The organism is Microbispora triticiradicis, assembly GCF_005864065.1.
In the GTDB taxonomy this organism is placed as follows: domain Bacteria; phylum Actinomycetota; class Actinomycetes; order Streptosporangiales; family Streptosporangiaceae; genus Microbispora; species Microbispora triticiradicis.
This window is the reverse complement of record NZ_VANP01000005.1, coordinates 145,436-170,427: the sequence shown is the minus strand read 5'-3', so window position 1 is coordinate 170,427 and position 24,992 is coordinate 145,436. Positions and strand designations below refer to the sequence as shown.

Below are 24,992 nucleotides of genomic sequence, written 5' to 3'. Positions count from 1 at the left end.
ACCCGCGGGACGGTGTCCTTAAGCGGCCCATCAGTAATCGAGAAGGCCGCTCGTGTTCTCTGTGCAGGCGGGTCTCGGCGGTCGCCGAAGACGTCCCGAGGAACATCGGATGTGAGGGTTGCGGCGTGAGCGAGAACGGTGCGGGTACGGCGGAGCACACGGGCGCGGACATCCACCTGCTGGAGGACGTCGCCAGGGCCGCCTTGCACCGCAACGCGGCCGGCGCGCCCGGTGTGGAGGATGAGTGGGAGATCCGCCACCGCACGCCGTGGACGTATGTGACCCCGAAGGGCGCGGAGACACCGGCACAGGGCTGGAAGCTCCACGTGTCGGCGACACAGTTGTCGGCCCCCGTCGTGCTGGCGCGGGTGGTCGAGGTGCTGGCCCGCCACCGTTGCCCGTTCAAGTTCGCGGCCACCTTCGCCGACCTGGCCGGTCTCACGTCCAGGGGCGCCAGGCGAGGATCGGTCGGCAAGTTCGTCACCGTCTACCCGCCCGGAGACGAGGCGGCGACGGCGATCGCCGAGGACCTGCACACGGCCACCTACGGCCTGCCCGGCCCGTCCATCCTGTCCGACCGGGCGTACCGGCCGGGCAGCCTGGTCCACTACCGCTTCGGGGTCTTCTCGGCCCAGAACGTGCTCGACAACGACGGCACCTACAGTTCGACGCTGACCGCTCCCGACGGCACCCGTACGGTCGACCAGCGCAACGCGTGGTACTCCCCGCCGGAATGGGCCACCTGTCCGTTCGAGTCGGGCCAGGCCCCGGTGCGGTCCACCGCACCGGAGGCCGTTCTGCTGGCCGGCCGCTTCGTGGTGCGCCAGGCGATCCGCCACAACGCCAAGGGCGGAGTCTTCCTGGCGGAGGACCGGGTCTCCGGAAGCCACGTCGTCATCAAGCAGGCTCGCCCGCACATCAGCTCCACTCTGCAGGGACACGACCAGCGCGACCAGCTACGCCACGAGGCGCACATGCTCGACCTCCTCGCGCCGCTGGGCATCACGAGCCGCAAGGTGAGCCTGTTCGAGCAGGGGGACAACCTGTTCCTGGCGCAGGAGCATCTCGAGGGCGCCATGTTGACGACCTGGGCCGCCGAGGAAAGATCCGCGGACCCCGGCCGCCGGCAGGGCCTGGCGTTGACCGTGGTGCACGGGCTGGTCCGCCTGGTCGACGCCGTACACGAGCGAGGCTTCGTGTTACGGGACCTGACACCGAACAACGTCATCGTCGGCCCGGACGGCGACTGCCGGCTGGTCGATCTGGAGATGGCCGCCACTCCCGGCACCCCGGTGTCGAGGGCGTACACGCCCGGGTACGCGCCGCCCGAGCAGGCCCGCGGGCCCAAGTACGGTCCCGCGCCGGGGATCGAGGTGGACCTGTACGCCCTGGGAGCGACCGTTTTCTATCTGACCACGGCCTGCCGGCCGATGCTCGGCGACGACGAGCCGCCCGGGAGCCGGTCGTGGGACTCCCGCGTGCGGGCGCTGGCGGACGTGGCGAGCGCGGGCAACGCCCTGGCCCAGGCGCTGGCACCGATGATCCTGGGCCTGATGCGGGAGGACCCGGCCCGGCGCTGGGATCTGCGGCGGGTCGAGAAGTTTCTCGCCAAGCTGGACACAGAGCCCCGGCCGTTCACAGCGCACGTCACCGGTCACCGCCTCGGCGTCGCGGAACAGGACCGCCTGCTCCACGACGGGGTCACGCACACGCTCCGGCAGATGAACCGGGAGGCCGCCGCCGATCCCGCCGGCAGAGGGCATCTGTGGCCCGTCATGGAGTTCGGGGCGACCTCGGACCCCTGCGCCGTCCAGTACGGCGCCGCCGGGGTCCTCACGCTGCTGGCCTCGGTGGCGGAGCACGGGGGCGGGGAAAGCGCCGGGCTCCCGTCCTGGCACGCCGATGTCACCGCCACCCTGAGGGACGCGGCGGAATGGACCGTCCGGCGTCTGGTGAGCGAGGCCAGGCCCTCGCCAGGGCTGTACTTCGGCCGGGCCGGTATCGCCTGGGGCCTCCACGAGGCCGGTCGCGTGCTCGGCGACGACAGGTTACGCTCGGCCGGCGTCGACCTGGCGCTGGGCCTGCCGGTCGCCTGGCCGAATCCGGACGTCTGCCACGGCCTCGCCGGGACCGGGCTGGCCCTGCTGCACTTCTGGCACGCCACTGGCGACGACCGGTTCCGCGACATGGCCGGCCGGTGCGCCGACACCCTGCTCGCGGCCGCCGAGCGTACGCCCGGCACCGTGTTGTGGAAGATCCCCGAGGACTTCGCCTCGGCGCTGGCCGGTGCGGTCCACTACGGCTTCGCCCATGGTGTGGCCGGGATCGGAACCTTCCTGCTCGCCGCCGCCGGCGTCCTCGGCCGCGACGACTGCATGGAGACGGCCCTGCTCGGCGGGCGGACGCTGCTGGCCGCGGCCCACCACACGGGCGACGCCGCCTGGTGGACGGAGTCTCCCAGCAACACCATCAGGCAACCGTACTGGTGCAGCGGGTCGTCAGGGGTGGGCACCTTCCTGGTCCGGCTCCACTCCGCCACCGGCGAGGCCCGGTTCCTGGACGCCGCCAGGGCGGCCGCGATCGCCGCCCACGCTTCCCGCCTGTCCTCCGGAACCGTCGCCTGCCATGGCCTGGCGGGGGAGGGCCAGTTCCTGCTCGACATGGCCGACCTGCTCGGCGAACCCGCCTACCACGCCCAGGCCGAGGAACTCGCCGCATGCCTGTGGGCGCGCGCGGTGACGCGAGACGGGCTGCTGGTGGTGCCGGACGAAAGCGGCGACAAGGTGAGCTTCGGCTGGAACACCGGCCTGGCGGGCATCCTCGATTTCCTGCGACGGCTGCGCCACGGCGGCGCCCGTCCCTGGATGGCCGACGTCCCGGCCCGCCTCACCGTGCCGGCCCGAGGCGGGGAGACACGATGAACGCGCCGACGACGAGCGCGGTGATCGACGGGGCGCTGGGACCGTCGCATCCCCCGCAGGTGTGGCGAATCAACTTCCGCTTCTCCGGAAGCGGACGGTACGCCGTTTGCCTCACCGCCCGGGACCGCGACGGCCTGGCTCCCGAGCTGTGGGATCTCACTGGTACGCGTCCTCGGTCCCGTGTCCTGCGCCTGCGGGACGGTGTGAGCCCGTGGAGCGCCGCGGTGCCGACCGGCGACGGAAACATCCTGGTGAACAGCGTCGAAGCCGGAGGGACCCGCCGGGTCCTCCTCGCCGTCCCGGCCGCGACCGGCTCCGCCACCTCGGTCCGGGAGCTGCTCACCGTCCACGACGGGGACCTCGCGCTGGTGGCCGGCCGGAACTCCGGAACCGCCGCCCTGGCCCTGCTGAGGACCCCGGGGCGCGGCACGACCGTGTGGCGGCTCCCCGGTTCGCCCGAACGCCCCGAACAGGTCGCCGACGTGCCGAGCTTCCTGTCCGGAGGCGTCTGGCTCGACGAGAGCGGGGACCTCCTCGCCCTGGCGAGGTCGCAGGGCGGGGCAACGCGAACCGTCGTGCTGGATTCGTCCCGTGGCACCGTCTCCCCCCTTCCCGGCCTGCGCCAGGGCGAGCATCTGCTGCTCGCCGCTCCGTGCGGCGGAGTCCTGCTGACGGCCCTCGAGAGCGGAGGCGTCCACCGGCTGGGAATCCGCCGGCGGGACGACGACGGGCCGACCGTCTTCCCCGAGGACCTGAACGCCGTCGAGGGTACGGTCAGGCCGCTCGCCCTCGACCCGGCCGGAAGGCGTCTCGCGCTGTCGGTCACCCGCGGCGTCCGCTCCGTCGTCCTGCTGTACGACCTGGAGGAGGGCGGCCTCCGGGAGATCGGCCCGGCGACCGGCAGCCTGTTGCCGGCCGCCTGCTGGAACGAGGACGGGCTGCACGTGGTCCACTCCGCTCCCGACCGTCCGCCACGGGTGGTGGCGGTGTCCGATTCCCGTGAAGCGCATCTCGTGGCGGACGGAGAACGGACCCCTTGGGCGCCCGCGGTGGTTCGCCGCTTCGACGGACCAGCCGGCCCTCTCGAAGCCGTCGTCTACGGTGATCCCGTCCGCGCCGCGGGTGTGGTGCTCGCCCTCCACGGAGGGCCCGAGGCCGCGTGGCAGCTCACCTACGACCCCCTGTTCCAGCGCCTGGCCGCGGAGGGCGTCGCCGTGGTCGCCCCCAACCAGCGCGGCAGCACCGGATACGGAGCAGCCCACCGCGACGCCATCCGCGGCGCCTGGGGCGGGCCCGACCTCGCCGACGTCCTCCATGTGGGGCGGACCCTGGCGGCCGAGCGCGCGCCCGGCGGCTCCCGGCCGATCCTGTACGGCCCGAGCTACGGCGCCTACCTCGCGCTGCTGGCGGCCGCCGCCGAACCGGACCTGTGGTCCCGCGCCGCCGTCGTCGCGCCGTTCCTGTCCGGACGGGAACTGTACGCCGATGGGCCGGCGATGGTGCGCAACCTGCTCGACCGCCTCGGCGGCCGTGAGGAGATCACCGGCGACGCGCTCGGTCCCCGTGACCTGCTCCGGCTGGCCGACCGCCTCCGGCTGCCGCTCCTGGTCATCCACGGCGAGCGGGATCCGATCATCCCCGTCGGCCACTCGCGACGACTCCGCGACCGGATGGCCAGGGCACCTCACCAAGGTGCCCGGCTGACGTACCTGGAGGTGCCGGGTGCGGGGCACGACCCGTTGACCGGACCGGATCGTCACCTCGTCCTCGAACGTCTCGTCACCTTCCTCCACGCCGCGCCACCCTCCGCCTCGTCGTATGGCTAGGCCGGCTCGCGGCGGAGGGACGACGGCGGACCGGCGTCCTCGCCGCATGCCGCTTCCAGCGGCACCACGAACCCGTCGGCGGCACCGCCAACCCGGTGCCGCCGGTGGAACCAGAAAGAGCCCACATCGAAGTGGGCTGTCCGAGAAAAGGAGAACACCGATGGAACTCGACATCACCGCGCTGGACATGCTGCCCGCTCCCCAGGAGTCCGCGCTCCAGCGGTGCAACGTCACCTTCAGCACCTGCAACGACGAGTACGGCACCTGCGGCACCACTCTCTGACCCCTGGCTCCTGGCCTTCGGTCAGGGCCCTTACCCGGCGATGCCGGCCCTGCCGGGCCGGCATCGCCCCCGCCGGGCCAGTACCGGACAGAAGGAGGATGTCAGATGCCCGTGCCGGAACAAGCCGAAGAGCAGGTGAAGCAGAAACACGGCGACCGCCTCATCGCCTCGCTGGTCCGCGGGACGTGGGCGCCGCTGGCGGTGGCCGGGGTGTCCGCGGCGGCGTCGATCGGCATCTCACTCGCTCTGCCCGCGGCGCTGGCCGCCGCCGTGAACTCTGTCCTCACCGGCCGGGCCTCGCCGATCGCGTGCGCCTCCCTCGCAGCCCTCCTCGTGGCCGAGGCGTTCGTCGAGATCACCACGCACATCGCCGGCATCACCTCCGTCACGTCCGCGACCAGCCTCCTTCGCCTGCGCGTGATCGACCGCCTTCTCCAGTCGGACGTCGGCGGCGCGGCGGCTCTTCCGGCCGGGGAGCTCACCAATCGCCTCGTCGGCAACACGTCGACCGTCGGCTACGTCCCCGTTACGGTGGTGAGCGCCGCCGCGGGAGCCGTCACCTCTCTCGGCGGGGCCGTCGCGCTCTTCACCATCGACTGGCGGGTGGGGCTCGCCTTCCTGGCCGGCGTCCCGGTCGCGGTCGTGGTGACGCGCGTGCTCGTCGCCCGGATCTCCAGCCTGTACGGCGCCTATCAGAGAGCCCAGGGCCGGCTGGCCACACGCCTCACCGAGACCCTGGCCGGAATCCGCACGGTACGGGCCGCGGGCACCGCCTCCCGTGAGATCACCCGCGTGCTCGAACCGCTGCCCGAACTCAGCGCCGCCGGGCGCGCCCTCTGGAGGGCGCAGGCGCACAGCGTGTGGCACATCACGCTGCTACTGCCGCTCATGGAACTCCTCGTGCTGGCCGTGGCGGGTCTCGGCATCGCGCAGGGCCGGCTGCAACCGGGCGTGCTCCTGGAGACGGCCGGCTACACCGCCCTGGCCCTGGCTTTCGTCAAGCAGATCGATCCGCTGCTGAGCCTGGCCTACGGCCGCTCCGCGGCGGTTCGCGTGCACGACGTGCTCGCCCTTCCCGCCCTGCCCTCCGGCGGCGCGCCCCTGGCCGAAGGCCCGGGAGCGCTCTCGTTCCGCGGCGTGACCGTGATGCGCGGGCAGACTCCCGTCCTCGACGACATCTGCCTGGAGATTCCCGCGGGGGCGCTGACCGCCGTCGTCGGCCACTCAGGCGCGGGCAAGACCACCCTCGCTTTGCTGGCCGGACGGTTGACGGACCCCGATCGCGGACAGGTGCTCCTCGACGGCATACCCCTCGGCGACGTCGATCCCGGCCTGCTGAGGAGCGCGGTCGCCTACGCGTTCGAACGCCCGGTGCTCCTCGGTGGTGACATCGCCTCGGCCATCGCCTACGGCGCTTCTGTCAGCACCCCCGAGGCTGTCAGCGCGGCCGCGAGGGCGGCGGGCGTGGACGATGTCGTCCGTCGACTTCCCCTGGGGTACGCCACCCCGGCGGCGGACGCACCGCTGTCCGGTGGTGAGGTGCAGCGGCTCGGACTGGCCCGCGCCTTCTTCAGGCGGGGCCGTCTGACCATCCTGGACGACGCGACCTCCAGCCTGGACACGGCGACCGAGGCTCAGGTGACCAACGCGCTGGTCGACGCCATGCGAGGGCGGACCCGTCTCGTCATCGCCCATCGCCCGGCCACGGCCGCCCGGGCCGACCTGGTCATATGGCTCGACGGCGGCCGGGTGCGGGGCCGCGGCGCCCATCGGGAGCTGTGGCGCGACCCGGCGTACCGCGCCCTCTTCGCCTCCGGCGACGATCCGGGCGCCATCGATCCAGGCGACGACACGGCCGCCGCCGCTGCGGAGGGAACCGGCCACGCGGTGGCGGACGAGGAGGAAGCATGCACGTCCATGCAGTGACCGAGGCCGGACAGGGATCCGGCACCACACCGTCTCCGCCGATCCCGGACCGCGGGCACGCCCCCAGCCCCTGGCGCCTCCTGGCGGATCTGCTGCGTCCCCGGCGGCGCCCTCTCGCGCTGGCCATGACGTGGTCCCTCGTCGAGGCGGCGCCGGCACTGCTGTCGGGCCTGCTCGTCGCCGCGGCGGTCGATCAGGGTTTCCTGGCCGGCCGGCCGGGCGCCGGGATGGCCTGGCTGGGCCTCATGGGCGCCACGATGCTCGTCAAAGCCGTCGCGACCCGGCTGATGTTCCCCCATCTCGCCGCGGTGGTCGAGCCCGTGCGCGACGACCTGGTCCGCGCCGTGGTGAAGGCGACCGTGGTCCGCGCCGCCGACGGCGGCGAGACACCGGACGCCGCCGCGGTCAACCGGCTCACCAGGCAGATCGAGACGCTCCGCAGTCTGCTGTCCGCGATGCTGCGCAACAGCCGAGAACTCGGGATCTCGGTGATCGCCGCGCTGGTGGGACTCCTGGTTCTGTCGCCGGTGGCCGCCGCCCTCGTCGCGGGGCCTCTCGTCGCGGCGCTGGCCGTCTTCGCCAGGCTGCTGGGGGTGCTCGTGGCCCGCCAGCGTGAGCTCGTCCTCTCGGAGGAGACGCTGACGGCGCAGACCGCGCACATCGTGGCGGGACTACGTGACATCGCCGCCTGCGGGGCACAGGACCCGGCGAAAGCCGCACTGCGGACCCTCGTCGACGCCCAGGCGAGAGCGAGCCGCGCGCTCGCGTGGGCGGGCACGAGCAGGCGGCTGGTCGTCATGCTCGGGGCCCACGTCCCGCTGATCGGTCTTCTCCTCGCCGCCCCGCTCCTCATCCGGCACGGTCACCTGACCGCCGGCGAGGTGGTGGGAGCGGCGACGTACCTGTTCACCGGCCTCGAACCGGCCCTGCGCGCGATTCTCGACAGCGTCGGATCCTGGGGAGTCACCCTCACGGTCACCGCGCGGAGGATCGCCGGGACCATCACACTCCCCGCCCTGCCCGCTCCATCGCGGGATTCGGCGCGCGACAGCGTTCCTACCGGCCACGAACTGCGGGCGGAGCACCTGACCTTTTCCTACTCGCCGCAGGCGACCCCCGTCGTACGGGATCTGGACCTGACGATCGGCGAAGGTGAGCATCTCGCGGTGGTCGGTCCCAGCGGCGTCGGCAAGTCCACGCTGGCCATGCTGATGACCGGGTTGCGGCGGCCCACCGGCGGCCGGATTCGGCTCGGCGGAGCGCCGCTCGGCTCGGTCCCGGAGGCGCGGCTGCGGAGCTCTGTCGCGCTGGTGCCGCAGGAGGCGTACGTCTTCGCCGGGACGGTGCGCGAGAACCTGGCGTACCTGTGCCCGGAGACGACCGGCGACGAGTGGTTGCGCACGGCCGTGGACGCCGTCGGCGCCGGAGCGCTCGTCGAACGGCTGGGCGGGATCGACGGGACGATCGAGGAGCCGTCGGCGCTCTCCGCTGGAGAGCGGCAGCTCATCGCCCTGGCCCGCGTCCACGCCTCTCCCGCCGGCGTCGTGATCCTGGACGAGGCCACGTGCCACCTCGATCCGGCCGCCGAACTGCGTGCGGAGATGGCCCTGGCGGCCCGGCCGGGCACCCTGATCGTGATCGCCCACCGCATCAGCTCGGCCATCAGAGCCCGCCGGGTCCTCCTGATGGACGGAAGCGCTGTGCTCACCGGCACCCATGTGGAGCTGATCGACCGGTCGCCCCTGTACGCGGACCTGGTCGGCCACTGGCACAACGACGGGATGCGCGACGGCGAGGCCGCCGGCCGGGGGCTTCCGGCTCGGGAACGGTGAGCGGTTCATCCAGAACCGCTCCGGGATGCTGTGCGGGGTTACGGCGATGTCAGCGCCGTTTCGAGCCGAGATCGTCGGGAGTGGAGGCGAGCAGGGACAGGAAGTGGTCGACAGGTCCTATGAGGGAGATCCGCCCGGCGTAGGGCAACAGCCTCTCGTGGGTCGCCCGGCAGGCGGGCAGGTCGCCTACGGCCGCCTGGGCCGCGCCCTGCAGACACGTGGTGGTCAGCCACGCCCAGTCCAGCGGCGGGGCCGGCCACCCTTCCGCGGCGAGCTGCAGAGCCTCGTCCAGACGGCCCTGGGCGCACCGTTCCAGCACCCGGGCGTCGTGGTCCGCGCTGGGGTGGATGCCGCCGACCAGATCGATCAGCGGTCCGGCGTCGGCCATCGTGCCGCGTTGATAACACAGCATGAGACGACCGCTGTTCACGACCGCGCTCACGTACCACATGCCGATTCGCTGGGCCTGTCGTTCGGCGTCGTCGTAGAGGGCGTCGGCGTCGTCGAACCGGCCGTCGAGGGCGAGCCGGACAGCCCGCCACAGGGTGTGCTGGAAACGCGGCCACGGTAACTGCAGATGGTCGAGCAGGACGTCGCAGCGGGCGGCGGCCCGGTCTGCGCCGGCCAGGTCGGCCGTCTCCAGCTTGCAGTGGGTGTCCATCATGTGGGCCAGCAACTCGAACTCCGGAGTCCCGGCTCGCGCCGCGAGGACGTGCATCTCCTCGGCGATCTCACCGACCTCGGACAGGTGCGTCACCTGCGGCAGGGACAGCCAGCGTGCGTTGAGCGCCCGCATGAGCAGGTGCGGATCGCCGATCCGGCGCGCCATGGCGACGGCTTCGGCGGACAGGGACAGGCAGCGGGGGTCGCCGGTCCCGTCGTGCAGTTCCTGGGCCAGGCCGCCCAGCAGCAGCGCCCGCTCCGGCGTGTCGTCTTCGGGCAGCGCGCGCAGCGTGGCTTCGAACTGCTCTACCAGGCGGACCTCCACCGGCTCGTACGGGTTGCGCAGCATCCACACGGCCGGGGCGTCCAGCGCGGTGAGGGCTCGGGCGGCCAGCCCGGGGTCCGCTCCGGCGCGGTCGGCGACGCGTACGGCCTGCACGCGGACCTGACGCGCGCCTATGGCGTCTCCGGCGTCCAGCAGGGCGCGTACCTGGTGCAGCAGGAGCTCCACATGCTCGGCGGGGTCGCCGTCGCAGGCGCCGTGAGCGGTGACGGCGCGGCCCCACCAGGCGGCGGCCTCCTCGTGCGCCAGGCGCCGGCTCGCCTGACCGGCCGCCGCGCGGGCCCACTGCGCCGTCTCCCGGTACGCCGCCGGACCCGCCTCCACCGAATGGTGGGCGATGACCGTCACGTCGGTGCTGGGCTTGGCGGACAGGACGGTCATCACCTCCCGGTGGATCAGCGCCTTGCGCAGCGGCGGGATGCCGCCGATCAAAGTCTCTCTCACCAGGTCGTGGACGAACGTCATGAACCCGTCGCCGCTGGTGATCAGCCCGGCCTGGGCGGCTTGGTCCAGCATGCTGTAGATCTGCCCCGATCTCCATTCCGATGCCTCGCACACCCACATATCGGCGACCAGGCCAGGATCGAAGGTGCGGCCGATGACCGCGGCAGTATTGAGTATCTTGGTCGCCTGCGGTCCGAGCGCGGCCAGTCGCTGGCGGAGCAGATCGGCCGCCGCGTCGGGCACGACCTCCAAGCCCTGGCCCTGCGCCAGCAGCCGCACGCTTTCGCGTACCAGGAACGGGTTGCCGCCGGTCCGCTCGGCCAGCCGCTCCGCCGTGGAGTCGTCGACCGTGACGCCCATCTGTGCGGCGAGGGCCCCGATCTCTGTGCCGTTGAGGCCGGTCAGCCGGATGCGAACCAGATCGTAACGGCCAAGCCGGTGCAACTGCTCATCCAGGCACGGATTCAGGGCGTCGCCCGGGAGGACGGCACCGAGGTGCGCCGAATCGCGGAACGCGGTGACCAGGATCAGTGCGGAATTCCCCGGCGGGGTCTCCGACAACACGGCGATATCCCTGAGCAGCTCGAGCGTGGCTGAGTCGGCCCAGTGCAGGTCGTCCAGGACGATCACCAGGGGCCGCAGCCGCGCGGTCTCGACGAGCCAATGCGCGATGACCTGGTTCCGGCGGCGCAACGCCGGCTCAGGGAGGCCGCTGGGCCACTCGTCGTCCAGCAGCCCGCCCAACGCCTGGCGCTCCGGCGGCGGCACGGTCTCGGCCAGCGCGCGCAGGACCTGCAGCCACGGCCACAGCGGCGGCACTCCCTCCCCCTCATGGCAGCGGCCCCACAGCACCAGATGGCCGAGATCTTCGCAGTCGTCCCGGAACGCTTGTAACAGCCGGGTCTTGCCGATACCGGGCTCGCCGCTGACCGCGGCGACCACCATGCCGTTCCGGTCCGCCAGGGCGGTGAGCCCCTTCAACTCCGCGAGCTGCTGCTCCCGGCCGATGAGAGGTTCCCGGACCGCGCCCCGGGGACGGACGGCCTCCGCGTGCGGGGCCTCTCCGCCACGGGCCCCTTCGCGTACGGCATCGGTCGTGGCTCCGCCGCCAGGCGGTGCCGGCGTCTCCCCGTGGCGCCGGTCCCGGCCGTGCACCGGAGGGACCTCGGAGGGGGCGGAGGGCAGAGGATGGTGCAGCACGGAGACGGGCTCGGGCGGTGGCGCGAGCGACTGAGCCTGCTGGAGGATGTCCCTCTCCAGCGCCTGCAGCTCCGGACCGGGATCGAGGCCGAGCTGATCGGCGACGAGCTTCCGCGCCCTGCGCAGCGCGGCCAGCGCGTCGGCCTGTCGCCCGGCCCGGTAGAGAGCCAGGGCCAGGAACCACCACAGGCGCTCACGCAGGGGGTGTTCCTCTGTCTCGGACTCCAGTTCGTGGATCGCCGCCTGGGGACGGCCGAGATCCAGCAGCGCCTGGGCGCGGCGCTCGATCGCGGTCAGGCGCAGCTCGCGCAGGCGGGTCGACTCGGGGATCGCCCACAGTTCGCCGGCGAACTCCCCGTACGGAGAGCCGCGCCAGAGCCTCAGCGCCTCCTCCAGGCGGGGCAGAGCCTCCGCGGGCGGGCGTTGTTCCGTATCCATGACCAGATCGCTGAACCGCAGCGCGTCGACGTCCGTCGTGGTGAGCAGGTAGCCGGGCCGTCGTGCGATCAAGAGCTGCGGGGGAGTGCGAGGCGCGCGTTTCGGCTCGATCGCCCGGCGCAGGTTCGACACGTAGACGTGGATCGAGCCCAGCGCGGTCACCGGTGGCCTGCCGTGGTACAGATCCTCGATCAACGTGTCCGTGGACACGACCGTGCCCGCCGCGGCCACCAATCGGGCGAGCAGGGCCCGCTGCCGCGGACCCCCGATGCCGACGATTCCCTCTGCGCCGTGCACCTCGAACGACCCCAGAACCCGGAATTCGACGTTGCTCACGTGACCGATCGCTCCTTGGGTGCCTCCTCGGCGTTCCTTGCCGAGCCCCCTGCACCGCTCCACACCGGCTGCCTCCTCCGAAGAGAGGGTCACGAGATCGCTCCATCTTGACCCGCGCTTCGCTCCGGCTCGTCCCTCGCAAGAGTGATCCGCTATCCGCCGGAAGCGGGACGCCCTGCCGCCGGGCGGGCTCTGTCGTGGGAGAACGCGCACGACGGGGGAGACGACGGCCGGCCCACCCGCCGGTGATGCCATGCTCCGAACACGCCGCTCTTAAATCCGTCTTGTCCGCCGCTTACGGCCCGGTGCCCGGCCGCGGGCGGGGACATTTAAGCCCGCGATAAGCCGCTGCAGGGATTCTGCTGCCGAATCGCTCGGTTCGTGACGCGAGCAGAATCGTTCGTACGAGGAGATCTCGGGGCACGTGAACGAGCGACGGCACTACTCACAGGAATCTCGCGAGCTGTAACGGGATGCCGCCGGGGACGGCCTCTCATGGCAGGACCGCGGCTCAGAACACCGGCGAAGGTGTGCGCAGGAACGAGCGCGCGCACGGCAAACACGAGGAGGCTCTCGTTGGGCGCGAAGATGGACGAGTACGAAGCAGAGCTGAAGGACAGCCGTCAGCGATTCATCAATGATCCGGCCATTTCCCCGCTGTTCTCCCCCGAGTGCGAGGACCGGCTCTTCGCCCGGTGGATGCTGCGGTACAACGCGCACGGCATCCACATGACCCACGACGTCGAACGCTGGATCTCGAGCGCGGGCGAACGATGTGGCGAGCTGGGGATGGATCAACTCGAAAAGGCCCTCAAGGCGCATTCCCGTGCGGAGGCGGGCCACGACCGGATGATGGTCGCCGACACGCACGCCATCGCGAACTGGTGGCGTGAGCGCTACGGAGAGCCTGTCGACGCCGACGGCCTCCTCGCCCTGCCGCCACTGGAGACCGCCGGCTTCTACGCCAGGTTCCATGAGCAGGTCATCGCCGGTCCCACGCCGTTCGCCCAGCTCGCCATCGAATACGAGATCGAACGACTCTCGGTCACCATCGGCCCCGTCCTGCTGGCCACCTGCGAGCGCGTCTTCCACCCGGATGCCTCGTGCTACAGCTTCCTGGCGGAACACGTCGAACTCGACGCCGGCCACACCGCCTTCAACCAGCGGCAGCTCGGCGGCGTTCTCGCCGCTTCTCCCGGCGCGCTGAGCACGATGATCGAAACGGGTAAGGCGGCGCTGGCGTCTTACGCCGCTTTCATGGCCGAATGCCTTGATCTGGCCAGGGGTGATCTGGAAAGCGAGCGGGTAAGCCCGTGAACTCGCCTCGGCATCCCGGCACCGAGCTGCGTTATCCGATTCCCAACGATCGCGGTCCCGGGACGGCGGACGAGCAGATCGAGGCTCGCGGCTTCGAGGTGTGGATTCGCAGGCACCCGGCCGGAGGCCGCCCCGCCGAATGGCTCCATGACATCCGCCGGTTCCGCGCCGAGGTCTTCTACGACCAGGGCCGCCGGCCGGGCTTCCGCGTCGCACAGGGCGAGTACGCGGATCCGCAGGACCTCGACCTGGGCGCCTTCCATCTCACCGCGCATCTGGACACCACTGACGAGATCGTCGCCTGTGTCCGCCTGGCACCACCCGGCCTGGGCGCCGGATTCCAGGCGCGACGCCATCTCGGCGGACGGGCGTACGCGGAGTTGCTCGCCGAGCTGGGCGCCTCGAACGCGCCGGTCTTCGAGGCCGGCCGGCTCGTCGTCGCCTCCGGGATGCAGGGCCGGGGGCTGGGGGGACGGATGGTCGCCGCCATGGTGGCCACCGCCCGCGCCCTCGGCGCCTCGCTCGTCGTCTGCACCTCCGGCACCGGTCATCGGCAGGACGTGCTGTTCGGCCGCCTGGGCTTCCACCCCTGCCCGGGCACCGACAGATACTCCACGCATTACCAGGACACCGTGCGTGTGCTCGCGCATCGCGTGTCCGAGGGGGCGTACGAATTCGAAGCCGTCACGTCGAAGCTGCGGCGAGGTCTCGACGACCTGCCCCGCGCCGAGGTGGCCAGAATTCCGCTGTGAGGTCAGTGGACGCCATAAGTCGCACGCACACGAGAAGTCACAAGATGACCGCGATACCCGTCTTCACTTCCGAATTCTTCCAGGACCCCTATCCGACCTACAGATTTCTGCGGGAGAACCATCCCGTGTGCCGGACGACCATTCCCTTCACCGACGTCGACGTGTGGCTGGTGAGCCGATACGACGACGTCAAGGAGGGGCTGGCGGACGCGCGGCTCAGCAGTGACTACGCGAACGCGTCGCCTGCTTTCCACGCGGCCTCGCTGGCATTCGGATCGGGCACGGTCGGCTCACGCACCATGCTCAATCTGGATCCGCCCGACCACACGAGATTACGGAGGCTGGCCGCCTCGACCTTCACCGATCGGCGAATCGCCCAGTGGCAGACGGCGATGCGGGCGGCGGCGGAAACCCTCCTCGGCTCCTTGCCCAGGAAGGAGCCCGTGGACGTTCTGGAAAGGATCGCCGCGCCGCTCTCGGTGGAGGTGATCTGCACCGTCCTGGGCGCTCCACCCGGTGACAGCGTGCAGTTGCGGGAATGGGGGGACCTGATATTCACCGCCGACCCGAACCTGCGTCACCTGGCGTTCGAAGCGGTGGAGTCGTTGGTCGCGTACACGAGCGATCTCATCGCCGAGAAAAAGAGGCATCTGGGCACGGACTTGATGTCGGACCTGATACGGGCGAGCCGGAATCGCGGCATGCTCAGCGGAGACGAACTTCTCGCCACGATGGTCGGACTCATCGTGGCGGGCTACGAGTCGACCATCGCTCTGGTCGGAGACCTCTTCCTGGCTCTGCTCGACCACCCGGAACAGCATGCACTGCTTCGCAAGGACATTTCGCTCGTCGATGCGGCGATCGAAGAGGTGCTTCGCTATGACGGCCCTCAGGCGTCGTCCTTCTGGCGCTTCCCCACCGCGGACATGGAGCTGGCGGGAGTCCGGATCGCGGCGCACGAGACGGTCCTGCTTCTCGTCGGATCCGCACATCGTGATCCCGCCCGCTATCCCGACCCCGACGACTTCGACATCCTCCGGAAAGACAAGCGCCATCTGGCCTTCGGGCATGGGATCCATCGCTGCCTGGGCGCACAGCTGGCACGCCGGAACGCCAGGACGCTCCTCACGATGACGCTGGAACGATTCCCTCACATGTCACTGGCCGTACCACGTGCCGACATCGTGTACAAACCGAACCTGATCGTGCGTGGTCCGGCGTTCCTTCCGCTGGCTTTCGACCGGTGACCGGGCCGTACCGCCCGTTCCCCTCCATCCGCCGGGCGGCGGCGAAGACGGCATGCCGAGGGAAAACCGAACCGACACAGGAGAGCGCGTCATGCCGAAACTGCGGCCTGCCGGATTTCGCAACCCCTACCCCGCCTACAGCCTCCATCTGCCCGAGCGGCTGACCGGCGTCACCATGCGGCAACTCGCCGTTCAGCATCGCGACGACGACGAGGCGGCCGGCGTGCTGGCGGACGTCGTCGGCAGTCTTCACGGAGCCCACGCTCCCGTGACGTACGAGCATGCCGCCCACGTCGACCGGCTCGGCTACACCAACGACGTCATCCTGGCGTACTGGCTGGACGGCGATGCCGAGAAGTCCTGGTCCGAAGAGCATCCGCTCGGTTCGTGGGCCGCGCCGGAACTGACCGCGAAGGGTGGGCCGATCGGCCTGTGGACGGAGGTCCTGCGGGCACCTGCCGACCACTTCGAGACGTCGTATTCGTACGATTCCCCGACGTGGGGCCTGGCGTCGCAGTTTCCCGCGGTGCTGAACGCGTACCATTCCTACCCGGGCTCCATGCGCGACCGCATCCCGGCCGCCGAAGACGCGGGGCTCGCCGGCGAGGTGGACTCCGTCGTGCAGGCGGCACCCGCGGACTCGGCCGGTCGTCACCTGGTCGTGACCACCCCGGGCAATCTCTGTTTCATCCGGAGTCCGCAGGGCTGGAAACACTGCCCGGACGACGAACGCGCCTGGTTCGAGGAGCGGGTTCTGCCCGTCTACCAGGACGGTGTCGGATATCTGGCGGCCAACCCGCAGGAGACCGGGTGCCTGTCCGCCCGGCTCGCCGACCTGATCGTCTCCAACGACGACCGGGTGCAGACGGCCACGCTCGCATGGTTCCTGAGCCTGTCGCACCTTGAGCGCTGGGCGCACAGCCATGCCACGCACCTCGCGATCTTCAAGAGCGCCGGCGAACTGATCGCCCGCTTCGCCCCCGACATTCACGTGACGCTCGGCCACGAGGTCTACGTGGCGCCGGAGGGCGGCCGCATGGAGTACCTCAACTGCCACGACCAGACCGGCTTCCTGCCCTACTTCCCCGCTCAACACCGATAGGCCGCCGCGAGTCCCGGGCAAGGGTTGCGGCGGCCGTCACGGGCATCACCTTAAGGAAAGGACAGAGGTGAAACAAAAGATCATGTGTACGGCGGTCTCGCTCGCTCTCGCAGCGGGCCTGGCCGCCACACCCGCCTCCGCCCAGGCGGCCGCGCCGGTCATGAACAAGTTCGACTTCAACGGTGACGGCTACGGCGACGTCGTCGTCGCCCAACCGGCCAACGGCGGCACCGGGGCGGTGCCCGTCCTGTACGGCGGGCCCGGCGGGCTGAAGGGGCAGGTGCTCCTCCGTCCCCCTGGGGACTGCTCGACCTCGGCCTACTCCTGCAACTCGTTCGGTGCCCAGCTGTCGGCCGCCGACGTCGACAACGACGGCAGGACCGACCTCATCGCCGGCGGCCGGTTCTACACGATCGTCAGTTCGTGGACGTCCACGGGGATCGCCCAAAGCAAGCACTATCTCGGTTACACGCCGTACAACGGCTGGGACGCGGTCCAGGTGATGCGGGCCGGGGAGTTCGACGACCGGCCCGGAGCCGACATCGTCAAGCCGATGCGCACGTACTACTTCTCCAGCGACGTGCTGGCCGGGTGGTACAACGGGGCCGAGCAGGGCGCCTACCAGTATCTTCCTCGCGCCCAGGACGGGACCGCCACGGCTGTCACCTCAACCGCCTCCGGCGACGTCAACGGCGACGGGAAGACGGAACTGGCATACGTCAGCAGCGAAAACGTGGTCGAACTGAGCATCATGTACCCCCCGCACACCTCTCCGCCGCAACGCGTCCTCCTGGGATCGTCGGCGACGTGCGGAGTCGTCTGCCCCAAGTACGACTCCTTGGTCCACATGGGCGACGTCAACGGTGACGGCCACGACGACCTGGTCATGGTCACCGCCAGCCGCAACTCACTGCAGGTCTGGTACGGCTCGTCCTCGGGCCTGTCCGCCACCCCGGGCTTCTCCACCGACCAGCTGACCTGGCTGGCGAACCAGGCGGCGAGCACCAGCCTGGCCGTCGGCGACGTCAACGGCGACGGCTCCGCGGAGATCGCCGTCGGTGCCGCGAACACCACCGTCTCCGGCAAGGCGGGTGCCGGCATGGTGGTGGTGATACCCGGTTCCACCGGCGGCCCCGTACCGGCCCGCGCGCAGTTCGTCACCCAGGACAGCCTCGGCTCCGTCCCGAATCCGGCCTCCCCGGTCGCCGATCCGATCAGTGAGCGGTCTCAGCCCAAGGACAACTTCGGCGACGCCGTCTCGATCACGGACGTCACCGGCGACGGCATGGGTGAGGTCGTCGTCGGCGCTCCCGGCAAGAACACCAACACCGGCATGCTGGCCGTCCTGCGCGGCTCGCCCACCGGCATCTCCGCCACCAACGCCCAGGTCGTCCACCCAGGCACGGTCGGCGTCGGCAATCCCTCCTACTTCGGCGCCCTCCTCCTGCACTGACGATCGGCCGAAGCGGGATTTCTACCTGGAGGTGCCGGCCGAGGTCGGCCGGTTCCTCCTTGAACGGAGGTATATGTGAAGCGCGCTGTCGTCATCGCGTTCACCTTCCTGGTAACGGCGACGTCGGCGGCCGCCGCGAAGGCCGGGCAGCCGGTCGCGGAAGCCGGCCGGGAAACCGAATACGTGGTCCTCTACAAGGAGGGCGTGAACGCCGCCGATGCCAGGGGTGCCATCCAGGCCGCTGGTGGCAGGATCCTGAAGGAGAACGGCACCGTCGGGCTGGCCACCGTCAGCACGACCGACCCCGGCTTCACGAGCCTGTTGCGGGGCAGTGCCCTGATCGAGGGCGTCGCCCGCAACCGGTCCGTCGGCGGCGTACCCGAAAACGCGCCCATGAGCGATGGGGCGGTGCGCAAGGTCCTCCGGGCCGAGGCGTTCGAGGAGCCGGGGACGGGGGAGCGCGGCACGCCCTCCGCCGCCAAGCGGCGCAAGCCGGCTCCTCAAGCCGAGCCGCTGTCGGAACTGCAGTGGGACATGAAGCAGATCGGTGCCACCGTCGACGGCTCGTACAAGTACGGGCAGGGAGACCCCGAGGTGCTGGTCGCCATCCTCGACACCGGCGTGGACGGCTCCCATCCCGACATCGCGCCGAACTTCAACCGGGAGCTGAGCCGCAATTTCACCGTGGACATCCCGGTCGACGCCGACGGCGAGGAGGTCGACGGCCCCTGTGAGGAGGAGCCGGACCGTTCGTGCGAGGACCCGGCGGACGTGGACGAGGACGGCCACGGGACGCACGTGGCGTCCGCGCTGGCCGCACCGATCAACGGGCTCGGCATCGCGGGCGTGGCGCCCAAGGTCTCGATCGTGAACCTGAGGGTCGGCTCGGACGCCGGCTACTTCTTCCTCCAGCCGAGCGTCGACGCACTGACCTATGCGGCTGACATCGGGGTCGATGTCGCCAACATGAGCTTCTACACCGACCCCTGGCTGTCCAACTGCACCGGCAACCCGTCCGACTCTCCGGAGGAGCGTCTGGAGCAGACCACGATCCGCAGTGCCATGCAGCGGGCGCTCGACTACGCCCACGCCAGGGGCGTGACTCTGATCACGGCCATCGGCAACCAGGCCGTCGACCTCACCAAGGACTACGTCGACAGTTCGAGCCCCAACTTCGTCAGAGTGCCGGGCGAGAAGCCGCACTCACGTACGATCACGCCGGACTGCGACATCATGCCGGTCGAGGGCAACCACGTGATCAGGGTGTCCGCGACCGGCGTCAGCGAGCGCAAGTCGTTCGGCTCCAACTACGGCGACGGCTCCACCGACCTGGCCGCCCCCGGCGGGGACACCTACGACACGCCGGACAACACGCGTGACACGACCCGGGCGACGCTGGCGGCCTACCCGAAGGCGCTCGCGGTGGCACGCGGCGAGCTGAACCCGGACGGCACGCCCAACGTCGCCCGCGTCGTCCGTGACTGCGACGACGCCGTCTGTGCCTACTACCAGTACGACCAGGGCACCTCGATGGCGTCGCCGCGCGCCGCCGGCGTGGCGGCGCTGATCGTCAGCGAGCACGGTCACCAGGACCGGGAGCACGGCGGCAAGACGCTCAACCCCGACGTCGTGGAGGCGATGCTGAAGACGACCGCCACCAGGAAGGACTGCCCCACCCCCGCCGCCTACACCTACACGCGGCACCTGCCCAACGGCACCACCGTGACCGACACACACCTCTGTGAGGGGAACCGATTCCGCAACGGCTTCTACGGCTACGGCATCGTGAACGCCCTGCGGGCCGTCCGCTGACCCGGCCGGGCGCCTGCCGTTCACCGTGCGGGAGCCGGGTATCACCGCTGACCACGGCGCAGCACGGCGGTGCCCGGGCCGTCCCCGCTCGCCGCGTCGTGGAGATCGCGAGGGTCCGCGGCCGTCCTGAGGCGTCGCCCGCGAGGCCGGCGTCAGGTGAGATGGTGGAGCAGGGTGCGGGCGAGGGACTCGACGTCGCCCCCCGGGTCCGGGTGCACGTTTCCCTCCAGCAGGAGGTTGGCGAGACCGTGGGCCAGCGCCCAGGCGGCGAGCGCGGCCGTGCGGTCGGCCGGCCGGAGCAGTTGCTCCCCGGCCCGTTCCCGGGCCACGAGGAGCTCGGGATCCCGATCGATGCACAGCTCGGGCGCCCGCATGACCGCGAAGTGGGCGGGGTGCTTGGTCGCGAACCTCAGGTAGGCGACGGCCCGCTCGGTCAGGTCGTCGCCTCGCACACGCTCAAGCTGGTCGGCCAGCAGGTTGTAGCCCTCGGCGGCGATCGCGGTCAGCAGCCCGGCCCGGCTCCGGAAGTGGTGGGCGGGAGCGGCGTGGGAGACGTTCGCCCGCCGAGCCAGCTCGCGGAGACTGAGCTCGCCCAGCCCGTCCTCGGCGATCGCCTCGAGGGTGACGTCCATCAGCACACGACGCAGGTCGCCGTGATGGTATGGCTGCTTGCCGGCCGGGGCACTCACCCCCCACATGCTACGGATATCGCCGCCACCCGATGTCGTCTCCCCGGCCCGCGTGAGCGACAGGCGGCTGGTCCCGGCGTACGCGGGAGAGTTCCGGACGAGGCCCCGGACGGGCGGAGCCGGTGCCGCACGCCCGTGCCCGGATTCGGTTTCCTCAAGGGCCGGGGCAGGGGCGGCCGAGCGTCTCATCAGGGTCCCGGCGACTTCGGGTCCGAGGGTTGGCGGGGTTTCCGCAGCTGCGCGGCACGGACGTGGAGCGCTGGATCCCGCCCACATTGGAGATCGGATGGATGCTCAGGTGTCACCGTTCACAGGCGTCTTCACCGTGGAACACGAGGCCCTTGTCGCCGAGGTCCGCGACGAGTGGGCGGAAAGCGCCCTTTCCACGCGACCGGCCGACCGGAGCGCGGCGGAGCGGGCCGTGCGGGAGGCGTACACCGCCATGCGGCTGGAGCCGCCGCGCAGCGTCGTCTGGGCCGACTCTCCGGCCGGATGCCTGCGCGCCTGCGTCGGGGACGGTCCCGACCGGCCGGGGCCGACGGACGCGTTCTCGCCCGAGCTCGCGCTCAGACTCCGCCGTGAACTGCGGCGCCGGTACGAGAGCAACCCGTGGAGAGAACTGGAGGACCGGCTGGTGAGCCGGCTTCACGACGCGCTCGGACCCGAGCTGTGGGACGAGCTCAGGTCGCAGATCGGCTCCCGGATCAGGGAACGCCTGTGGAACCGGTTCGGGGTGCGGCTGCGCGGTCATGTCCTGAGCCGGCTCAGTGATCAGCTTCCGTTTCTGCTGGGCGGTCATCTGGGCGGGGTGCAGGACGTCTGGCGGGACGCGTACCGGATAGCGCTCTACACCTGTGCCTTCCGGATCGCGCAGGGGCGACCGGACGAAGGCCTCGAGGCGCTCTCCGACGTCACCCGCCGCGTCGGCTGGTGGATCCCGTCGAGGGACGGCGTCATCCTGTCCGACCGGCCCGGGGTCCTCCTCAGGGACGAGCTGGAGCGGCTTCACTCCGCGACCGGTCCCGCCCTGTCCTGGCCGGACGGGTACGCGCTCCACGCGTGGCACGGCACCCCGGTGCCCGAGTGGGTCATCACGAATCCGACGCCGGAGGCGATCAGGGCGGAGGACGACCCGGAGACACGCCGATGCGCGATCGAGTCCTTCGGCTGGGAGCGCTACATCGCGGAGGTGGGGATGCCCCTCGTCGCCGAGATCGAGGACCCGCGCGACCCCGGCTCGAAACTGGCCCTGTACGACCTTCCGGAAGACATCTTCGACGAGCCGCTCCGGGTCCTGGTGACCACCGATGCGCAAGCGCGGAGGGTGTATCTGGTGCTGTGAACGGCGACCGCCACCGGCTCGTCGGGTGGTCGGTCCCCCCCCGGCTCAGGTCGGCAGCAGGACGCGAATCGCCACGGCGGCACCGCAGAGGAGGGCGTACAGGCCGATCTCGAGAGTCTCGGTCCACGGTTGGATCCCGCGCACCGCACCGTCCACGTGGATGAGCGTCTGGAGAGCGCAGGCGACCGTGATGAGGTCGAACACGATCAGGTGGTGCTCGGGGTCGGGCGCCGCGGCGAGCGCGACCCACGTGACGGCCACCGCGACGGCTCCCAGACAGCGCCCGAAGTACACGGTGAGGTCCGTGGGGGTCGAGGCGGACTCCCATCGGAACCAGCGCGCCCAGCGCAGCGGGACCAGCAGGAGCGGAAGAGCGTAGACGGCGAGAAAGCCGGTTCCGGAGACGATCAGGAACCAGCTGGCGAGGGGGAACCGCGGATCGATCACAAGAACTCCTTAAGGGCCGAATCTGTGGGAAGGCTTTTCGGACGGCCTCAGGCGGAGCTCACCGATGCCCCTTCCGCACGTGAGCGCGGCGTCCGCGCCACGCCGGCACGACCGCGTAGGCTCCGCTGACGGCGGGAACGGCCCAAGGGGACGTGACGGCGGACGTCATCGACGCGGCTCTCACATGGAGCTCCGGCACGTCTGGAGATTGCGGAGGCAGGCCAGCCTGACCGGCTGGTCCCGGTCGACCTCGGTGTTCAGCAAGACGATCGCACGCTCGAGCACCGGTACGGCGGCCTCTGGCCGACCGCGTTTCCAGAGGGTCATCGCGAGATTGTTGAGCGCGACCGCGAGCTCCGGATGGGCCGGGCCCAGGCACCCTTCCTTGATCGCGAGGACCTTGCGAAAGCCCGCCTCGGCCGCCTCGAACCCGCCTCGCGAATAGTGGATCGAGGCGAGGTTGTTCAGGCAGGAGGCCACTTCGTAGTCGTCCTGGCCCAGCCGCGTCTCGAACACGGCGAGTGCCTCCACCAGCAGGCGCTCGGCCTCGTCGAGGTCGCCGAGCGCGTGGACGATCGCCGCCAGCGCGGCCTTGTCGGCGGCCAGTTCCGGGTCCGCGGGACCGTGAGTGCGCCGCCGGATCTCCACGGAGCGGCGGGCGAACGGCTCCCCCTGAGCGTGGGTCCCGCGGGCATGGTTCAGCCCGCCGAGATTGTGGTAGAGGGTGGCCGTGAACGGGTGCTCATCGCCAAGGTCTGCTTCGAGTATCGCGAGAGCCCGTGAATAGAAGGACTCGGACTCCTCGAACCGTCCCGTGTACTTGTGGAGCACGCCCAGGCTGTTGCAGATCCGCGCGACCGCGAGGGAGCCCACTCCGGGCGTCTCCTCGGCGAGGCTGAGCGCGCTCCGCAGGATCTCGTCCGATCGCCGGTACCTTCCCCGCAAGCGGAGCAGCTCGGCGAGGGCGTCGAGTGCGCGCAGATGGGCGTCCTGGGACGGTTCGCTGTCTCGGGTGATCTGGACGGCCCGTTCCAGGGTGCGTTCGGCTTCGTCCAGCCGTCCCAGCCGGCGGTACCGCCCGGCCGTCGACAGCAGGGCCTCCGGCGCGGTGCCGCCGCCGGTGTCGTACGGCGTGGCGTCCGGGGCGGTGCCCGGGGCGGTGCCCGTCGTGGCGCCCGGGATGGCACTGTGTCCCCGGGGGTCAGGCGCCATGGCCTGCGTGTTCGGCGTCGGTGTCGGCGGCGTCGGCCTGGCCGGCGCCGATGACGTTCGCCGCGGGGGCGAGGAGGCGGTCGAGCCTGGTCGCCTGCAGGGCCACGAGGCCGAGCGCCAGGGCCAGGACCAGGAAGAGCAGGGCTCCGCGCCCGGAACCGACCATCGCGCCGGCCACCGCCGGCCCGACGATGTAGCCCAGCGTCTGCGCGAAGCTGTAGGCCCCGTTGTACCTGCCACGGTTGTCGTCGGACGCCAGGTCGTTCACGATCGCCGGGACGCTCGGTGCCATGAGCGTCTCACCGGCGGCGAACAGGACCATCGCGGTCATGAACATGGCGACGGCGGCCGGGCCGCCGCCGAGATGCGCGGCGCCCACCACGGTGAGCCAGGCGAGGGCCATGAGCGCGGCCGACAGGGCGAACGCGCGGGTACGGCGACGGCCGGTCACGAGACGGAGGACGAACAGCTGGGTGAGAACGACCGTGCAGGTGTTGGCCAGGAAGGTGAGCTGCAGCGCGGCGGCGTCGAGGCCGCCGCTTCGGATCGCGAAGACCGGATAGGCGCTGTAGTACTGGCCGTAGCCGCAGACGAAGACCACGGCGACCGACACGCAGATCCGCAGCAGCAGCCGGTCGGCGAGTATCGCCCGGTATCCGCCGCCGGCGCCGCCCGTCGGGGAATCGCGCGCGCGGGCGCCCCGGTCCTGGCGAGCGCCGGGTCCGGGGGCGGCGCGACCACGGCCCGGTGTTCCGGCGATCAGCACGGCGAACGTGAGGAAGGTGCCCGCGTCGACCACGTATATCGTGACGAAGGTCCGCGCCGAGGAGAGGTCCACCAAGAAGGCGGCGAGCAGGCTGCCCGCGCTGAGCCCGACGTTCAGCAGGGCATGCCGCACCGCGAACACCTGCGAGCGGCGGGCCGGGCGAACCGAGGTGCTCAGCAGCGACTGGAAACACGGCTCGGCGAGCGCGACACCGAACCCGTAGAGCGCGGCCCACAGGGCGCCCTCCCACGCGCTCCGTACGCCGATCATCCCGGCGGTTCCGGCCGCGGCGAGGACGAGGCCCGCCGCGGCGGGCCGCCGCGGACCGAGAAGATCCGCGAGCAGCCCGCCGACGGGGGCTCCGGCCAGTCCGGCGATCGCGATCGCCGAGAGGACGAGCCCGGCCGGGCCGAGCTCGACGCCCCGCACGTCATGCAGGTAGACGAGGAGGAAGGGGAGAGTGAGGCCGGCTCCGACCGCGGACACGGCGTCGCCGCAGAGGATGAGCCATGCGTGACCGGGCAGACGTGGAAGCAATCCCTGCGACGGCGTCCGCTCCATCTCTTCGTCCTTCCGCTGTCACGAGTGCCCTGACGGGCGCTCGACGGGCGCTCCCTCTTCCGCTACTCGCCGGAGCCGGC

The 24,992-nt window shown here is 71.1% G+C and carries 17 protein-coding genes; 12 read left to right on the top strand and 5 right to left on the bottom strand.

From position 1 onward, the window contains the following. The first annotated feature begins 125 nt into the window (after positions 1–125). The 5 genes from lanL (at position 126) to FED44_RS14905 (ending at position 8,788) form a co-directional block, all read left to right on the top strand. Positions 126–2,921 (top strand): class IV lanthionine synthetase LanL, encoded by a 2,796-nt coding sequence (gene lanL, locus FED44_RS14920; RefSeq protein ID WP_167521477.1) that lies wholly within the window; start codon positions 126–128, stop codon positions 2,919–2,921. Further along, a complete protein-coding gene (locus FED44_RS14915; protein WP_111701001.1) occupies positions 2,918–4,747 on the top strand; it encodes an alpha/beta hydrolase family protein in 1,830 nt (609 codons plus the stop codon). Before lanL ends, FED44_RS14915 begins: the two co-directional genes overlap by 4 nt. A gap of 160 nt (positions 4,748–4,907) precedes the next feature. Then, positions 4,908–5,030 (top strand): ALQxL family class IV lanthipeptide, encoded by a 123-nt coding sequence (locus tag FED44_RS36415; RefSeq protein ID WP_208759005.1) that lies wholly within the window; start codon positions 4,908–4,910, stop codon positions 5,028–5,030. A 105-nt stretch (positions 5,031–5,135) separates the two neighbouring features. Next, positions 5,136–6,956 (top strand): ABC transporter ATP-binding protein, encoded by a 1,821-nt coding sequence (locus FED44_RS14910; RefSeq protein ID WP_111701000.1) that lies wholly within the window; start codon positions 5,136–5,138, stop codon positions 6,954–6,956. Next, entirely contained in the window at positions 6,938–8,788 is a 1,851-nt protein-coding gene (locus FED44_RS14905) for an ABC transporter ATP-binding protein (RefSeq protein WP_111700999.1), read from the top strand. Before FED44_RS14910 ends, FED44_RS14905 begins: the two co-directional genes overlap by 19 nt. A gap of 49 nt (positions 8,789–8,837) precedes the next feature. Here FED44_RS14905 and FED44_RS14900 read toward each other — a convergent pair whose 3' ends face one another. Then, positions 8,838–12,212, bottom strand: a complete 3,375-nt coding sequence (locus tag FED44_RS14900) for a BTAD domain-containing putative transcriptional regulator (protein WP_167521476.1) — start codon at positions 12,210–12,212, stop codon at positions 8,838–8,840. A gap of 576 nt (positions 12,213–12,788) precedes the next feature. On the opposite strand from FED44_RS14900, the gene FED44_RS14895 reads away from it, so the two are divergent. The 6 genes from FED44_RS14895 to FED44_RS14870 all read left to right on the top strand — a co-directional run bounded on the left by FED44_RS14895 (position 12,789) and on the right by FED44_RS14870 (position 19,895). After that, on the top strand, positions 12,789–13,529 hold the full coding sequence (locus FED44_RS14895) for a heme oxygenase-like domain-containing protein (protein ID WP_111700997.1): 741 nt from the start codon (positions 12,789–12,791) through the stop codon (positions 13,527–13,529). Next, a complete protein-coding gene (locus FED44_RS14890; RefSeq protein WP_111700996.1) occupies positions 13,526–14,281 on the top strand; it encodes a GNAT family N-acetyltransferase in 756 nt (251 codons plus the stop codon). Before FED44_RS14895 ends, FED44_RS14890 begins: the two co-directional genes overlap by 4 nt. A 44-nt stretch (positions 14,282–14,325) precedes the next feature. Then, complete coding sequence (locus tag FED44_RS14885; protein WP_138461046.1) at positions 14,326–15,528, top strand: cytochrome P450 family protein; 1,203 nt, start codon at positions 14,326–14,328, stop codon at positions 15,526–15,528. 91 nt (positions 15,529–15,619) lie between these two features. Further along, entirely contained in the window at positions 15,620–16,630 is a 1,011-nt protein-coding gene (locus FED44_RS14880; protein ID WP_167521475.1) for a phenylacetaldoxime dehydratase family protein, read from the top strand. Positions 16,631–16,697: 67 nt separating this feature from the next. Beyond that, the gene (locus FED44_RS14875; RefSeq protein ID WP_138461044.1) at positions 16,698–18,083 is read left to right on the top strand and encodes an FG-GAP-like repeat-containing protein; all 1,386 of its coding nucleotides are present in this window, start codon (positions 16,698–16,700) and stop codon (positions 18,081–18,083) included. A 75-nt stretch (positions 18,084–18,158) separates the two neighbouring features. Continuing rightward, complete coding sequence (locus tag FED44_RS14870; protein ID WP_138461043.1) at positions 18,159–19,895, top strand: S8 family serine peptidase; 1,737 nt, start codon at positions 18,159–18,161, stop codon at positions 19,893–19,895. A 152-nt stretch (positions 19,896–20,047) separates the two neighbouring features. On the opposite strand, the gene FED44_RS14865 is transcribed toward FED44_RS14870, so the two are convergent. Beyond that, positions 20,048–20,584 (bottom strand): TetR/AcrR family transcriptional regulator, encoded by a 537-nt coding sequence (locus FED44_RS14865; protein ID WP_244301942.1) that lies wholly within the window; start codon positions 20,582–20,584, stop codon positions 20,048–20,050. A 298-nt stretch (positions 20,585–20,882) separates the two neighbouring features. On the opposite strand from FED44_RS14865, the gene FED44_RS14860 reads away from it, so the two are divergent. Next, entirely contained in the window at positions 20,883–21,926 is a 1,044-nt protein-coding gene (locus FED44_RS14860) for a DUF6745 domain-containing protein (RefSeq protein WP_111700990.1), read from the top strand. A gap of 45 nt (positions 21,927–21,971) precedes the next feature. Here FED44_RS14860 and FED44_RS14855 read toward each other — a convergent pair whose 3' ends face one another. The 3 genes from FED44_RS14855 to FED44_RS14845 all read right to left on the bottom strand — a co-directional run bounded on the left by FED44_RS14855 (position 21,972) and on the right by FED44_RS14845 (position 24,837). After that, a complete protein-coding gene (locus FED44_RS14855; RefSeq protein ID WP_111700989.1) occupies positions 21,972–22,373 on the bottom strand; it encodes a hypothetical protein in 402 nt (133 codons plus the stop codon). 180 nt (positions 22,374–22,553) lie between these two features. After that, a complete protein-coding gene (locus tag FED44_RS14850; RefSeq protein WP_138461042.1) occupies positions 22,554–23,585 on the bottom strand; it encodes a tetratricopeptide repeat protein in 1,032 nt (343 codons plus the stop codon). After that, positions 23,575–24,837 (bottom strand): MFS transporter, encoded by a 1,263-nt coding sequence (locus FED44_RS14845; RefSeq protein WP_208759004.1) that lies wholly within the window; start codon positions 24,835–24,837, stop codon positions 23,575–23,577. Before FED44_RS14845 ends, FED44_RS14850 begins: the two co-directional genes overlap by 11 nt. Between the last annotated feature and the right edge of the window lie 155 nt (positions 24,838–24,992).

Coding starts and splice junctions, on each gene's coding strand:
- FED44_RS14915 (WP_111701001.1), top strand. CDS start 2,918: ATGAACGCGCCGACGACGAGCGCGGTGATCGACGGGGCGCTGGGACCG.
- FED44_RS36415 (WP_208759005.1), top strand. CDS start 4,908: ATGGAACTCGACATCACCGCGCTGGACATGCTGCCCGCTCCCCAGGAG.
- FED44_RS14910 (WP_111701000.1), top strand. CDS start 5,136: ATGCCCGTGCCGGAACAAGCCGAAGAGCAGGTGAAGCAGAAACACGGC.
- FED44_RS14905 (WP_111700999.1), top strand. CDS start 6,938: ATGCACGTCCATGCAGTGACCGAGGCCGGACAGGGATCCGGCACCACA.
- FED44_RS14885 (WP_138461046.1), top strand. CDS start 14,326: ATGACCGCGATACCCGTCTTCACTTCCGAATTCTTCCAGGACCCCTAT.
- FED44_RS14880 (WP_167521475.1), top strand. CDS start 15,620: ATGCCGAAACTGCGGCCTGCCGGATTTCGCAACCCCTACCCCGCCTAC.
- FED44_RS14850 (WP_138461042.1), bottom strand. CDS start 23,585: ATGGCGCCTGACCCCCGGGGACACAGTGCCATCCCGGGCGCCACGACG.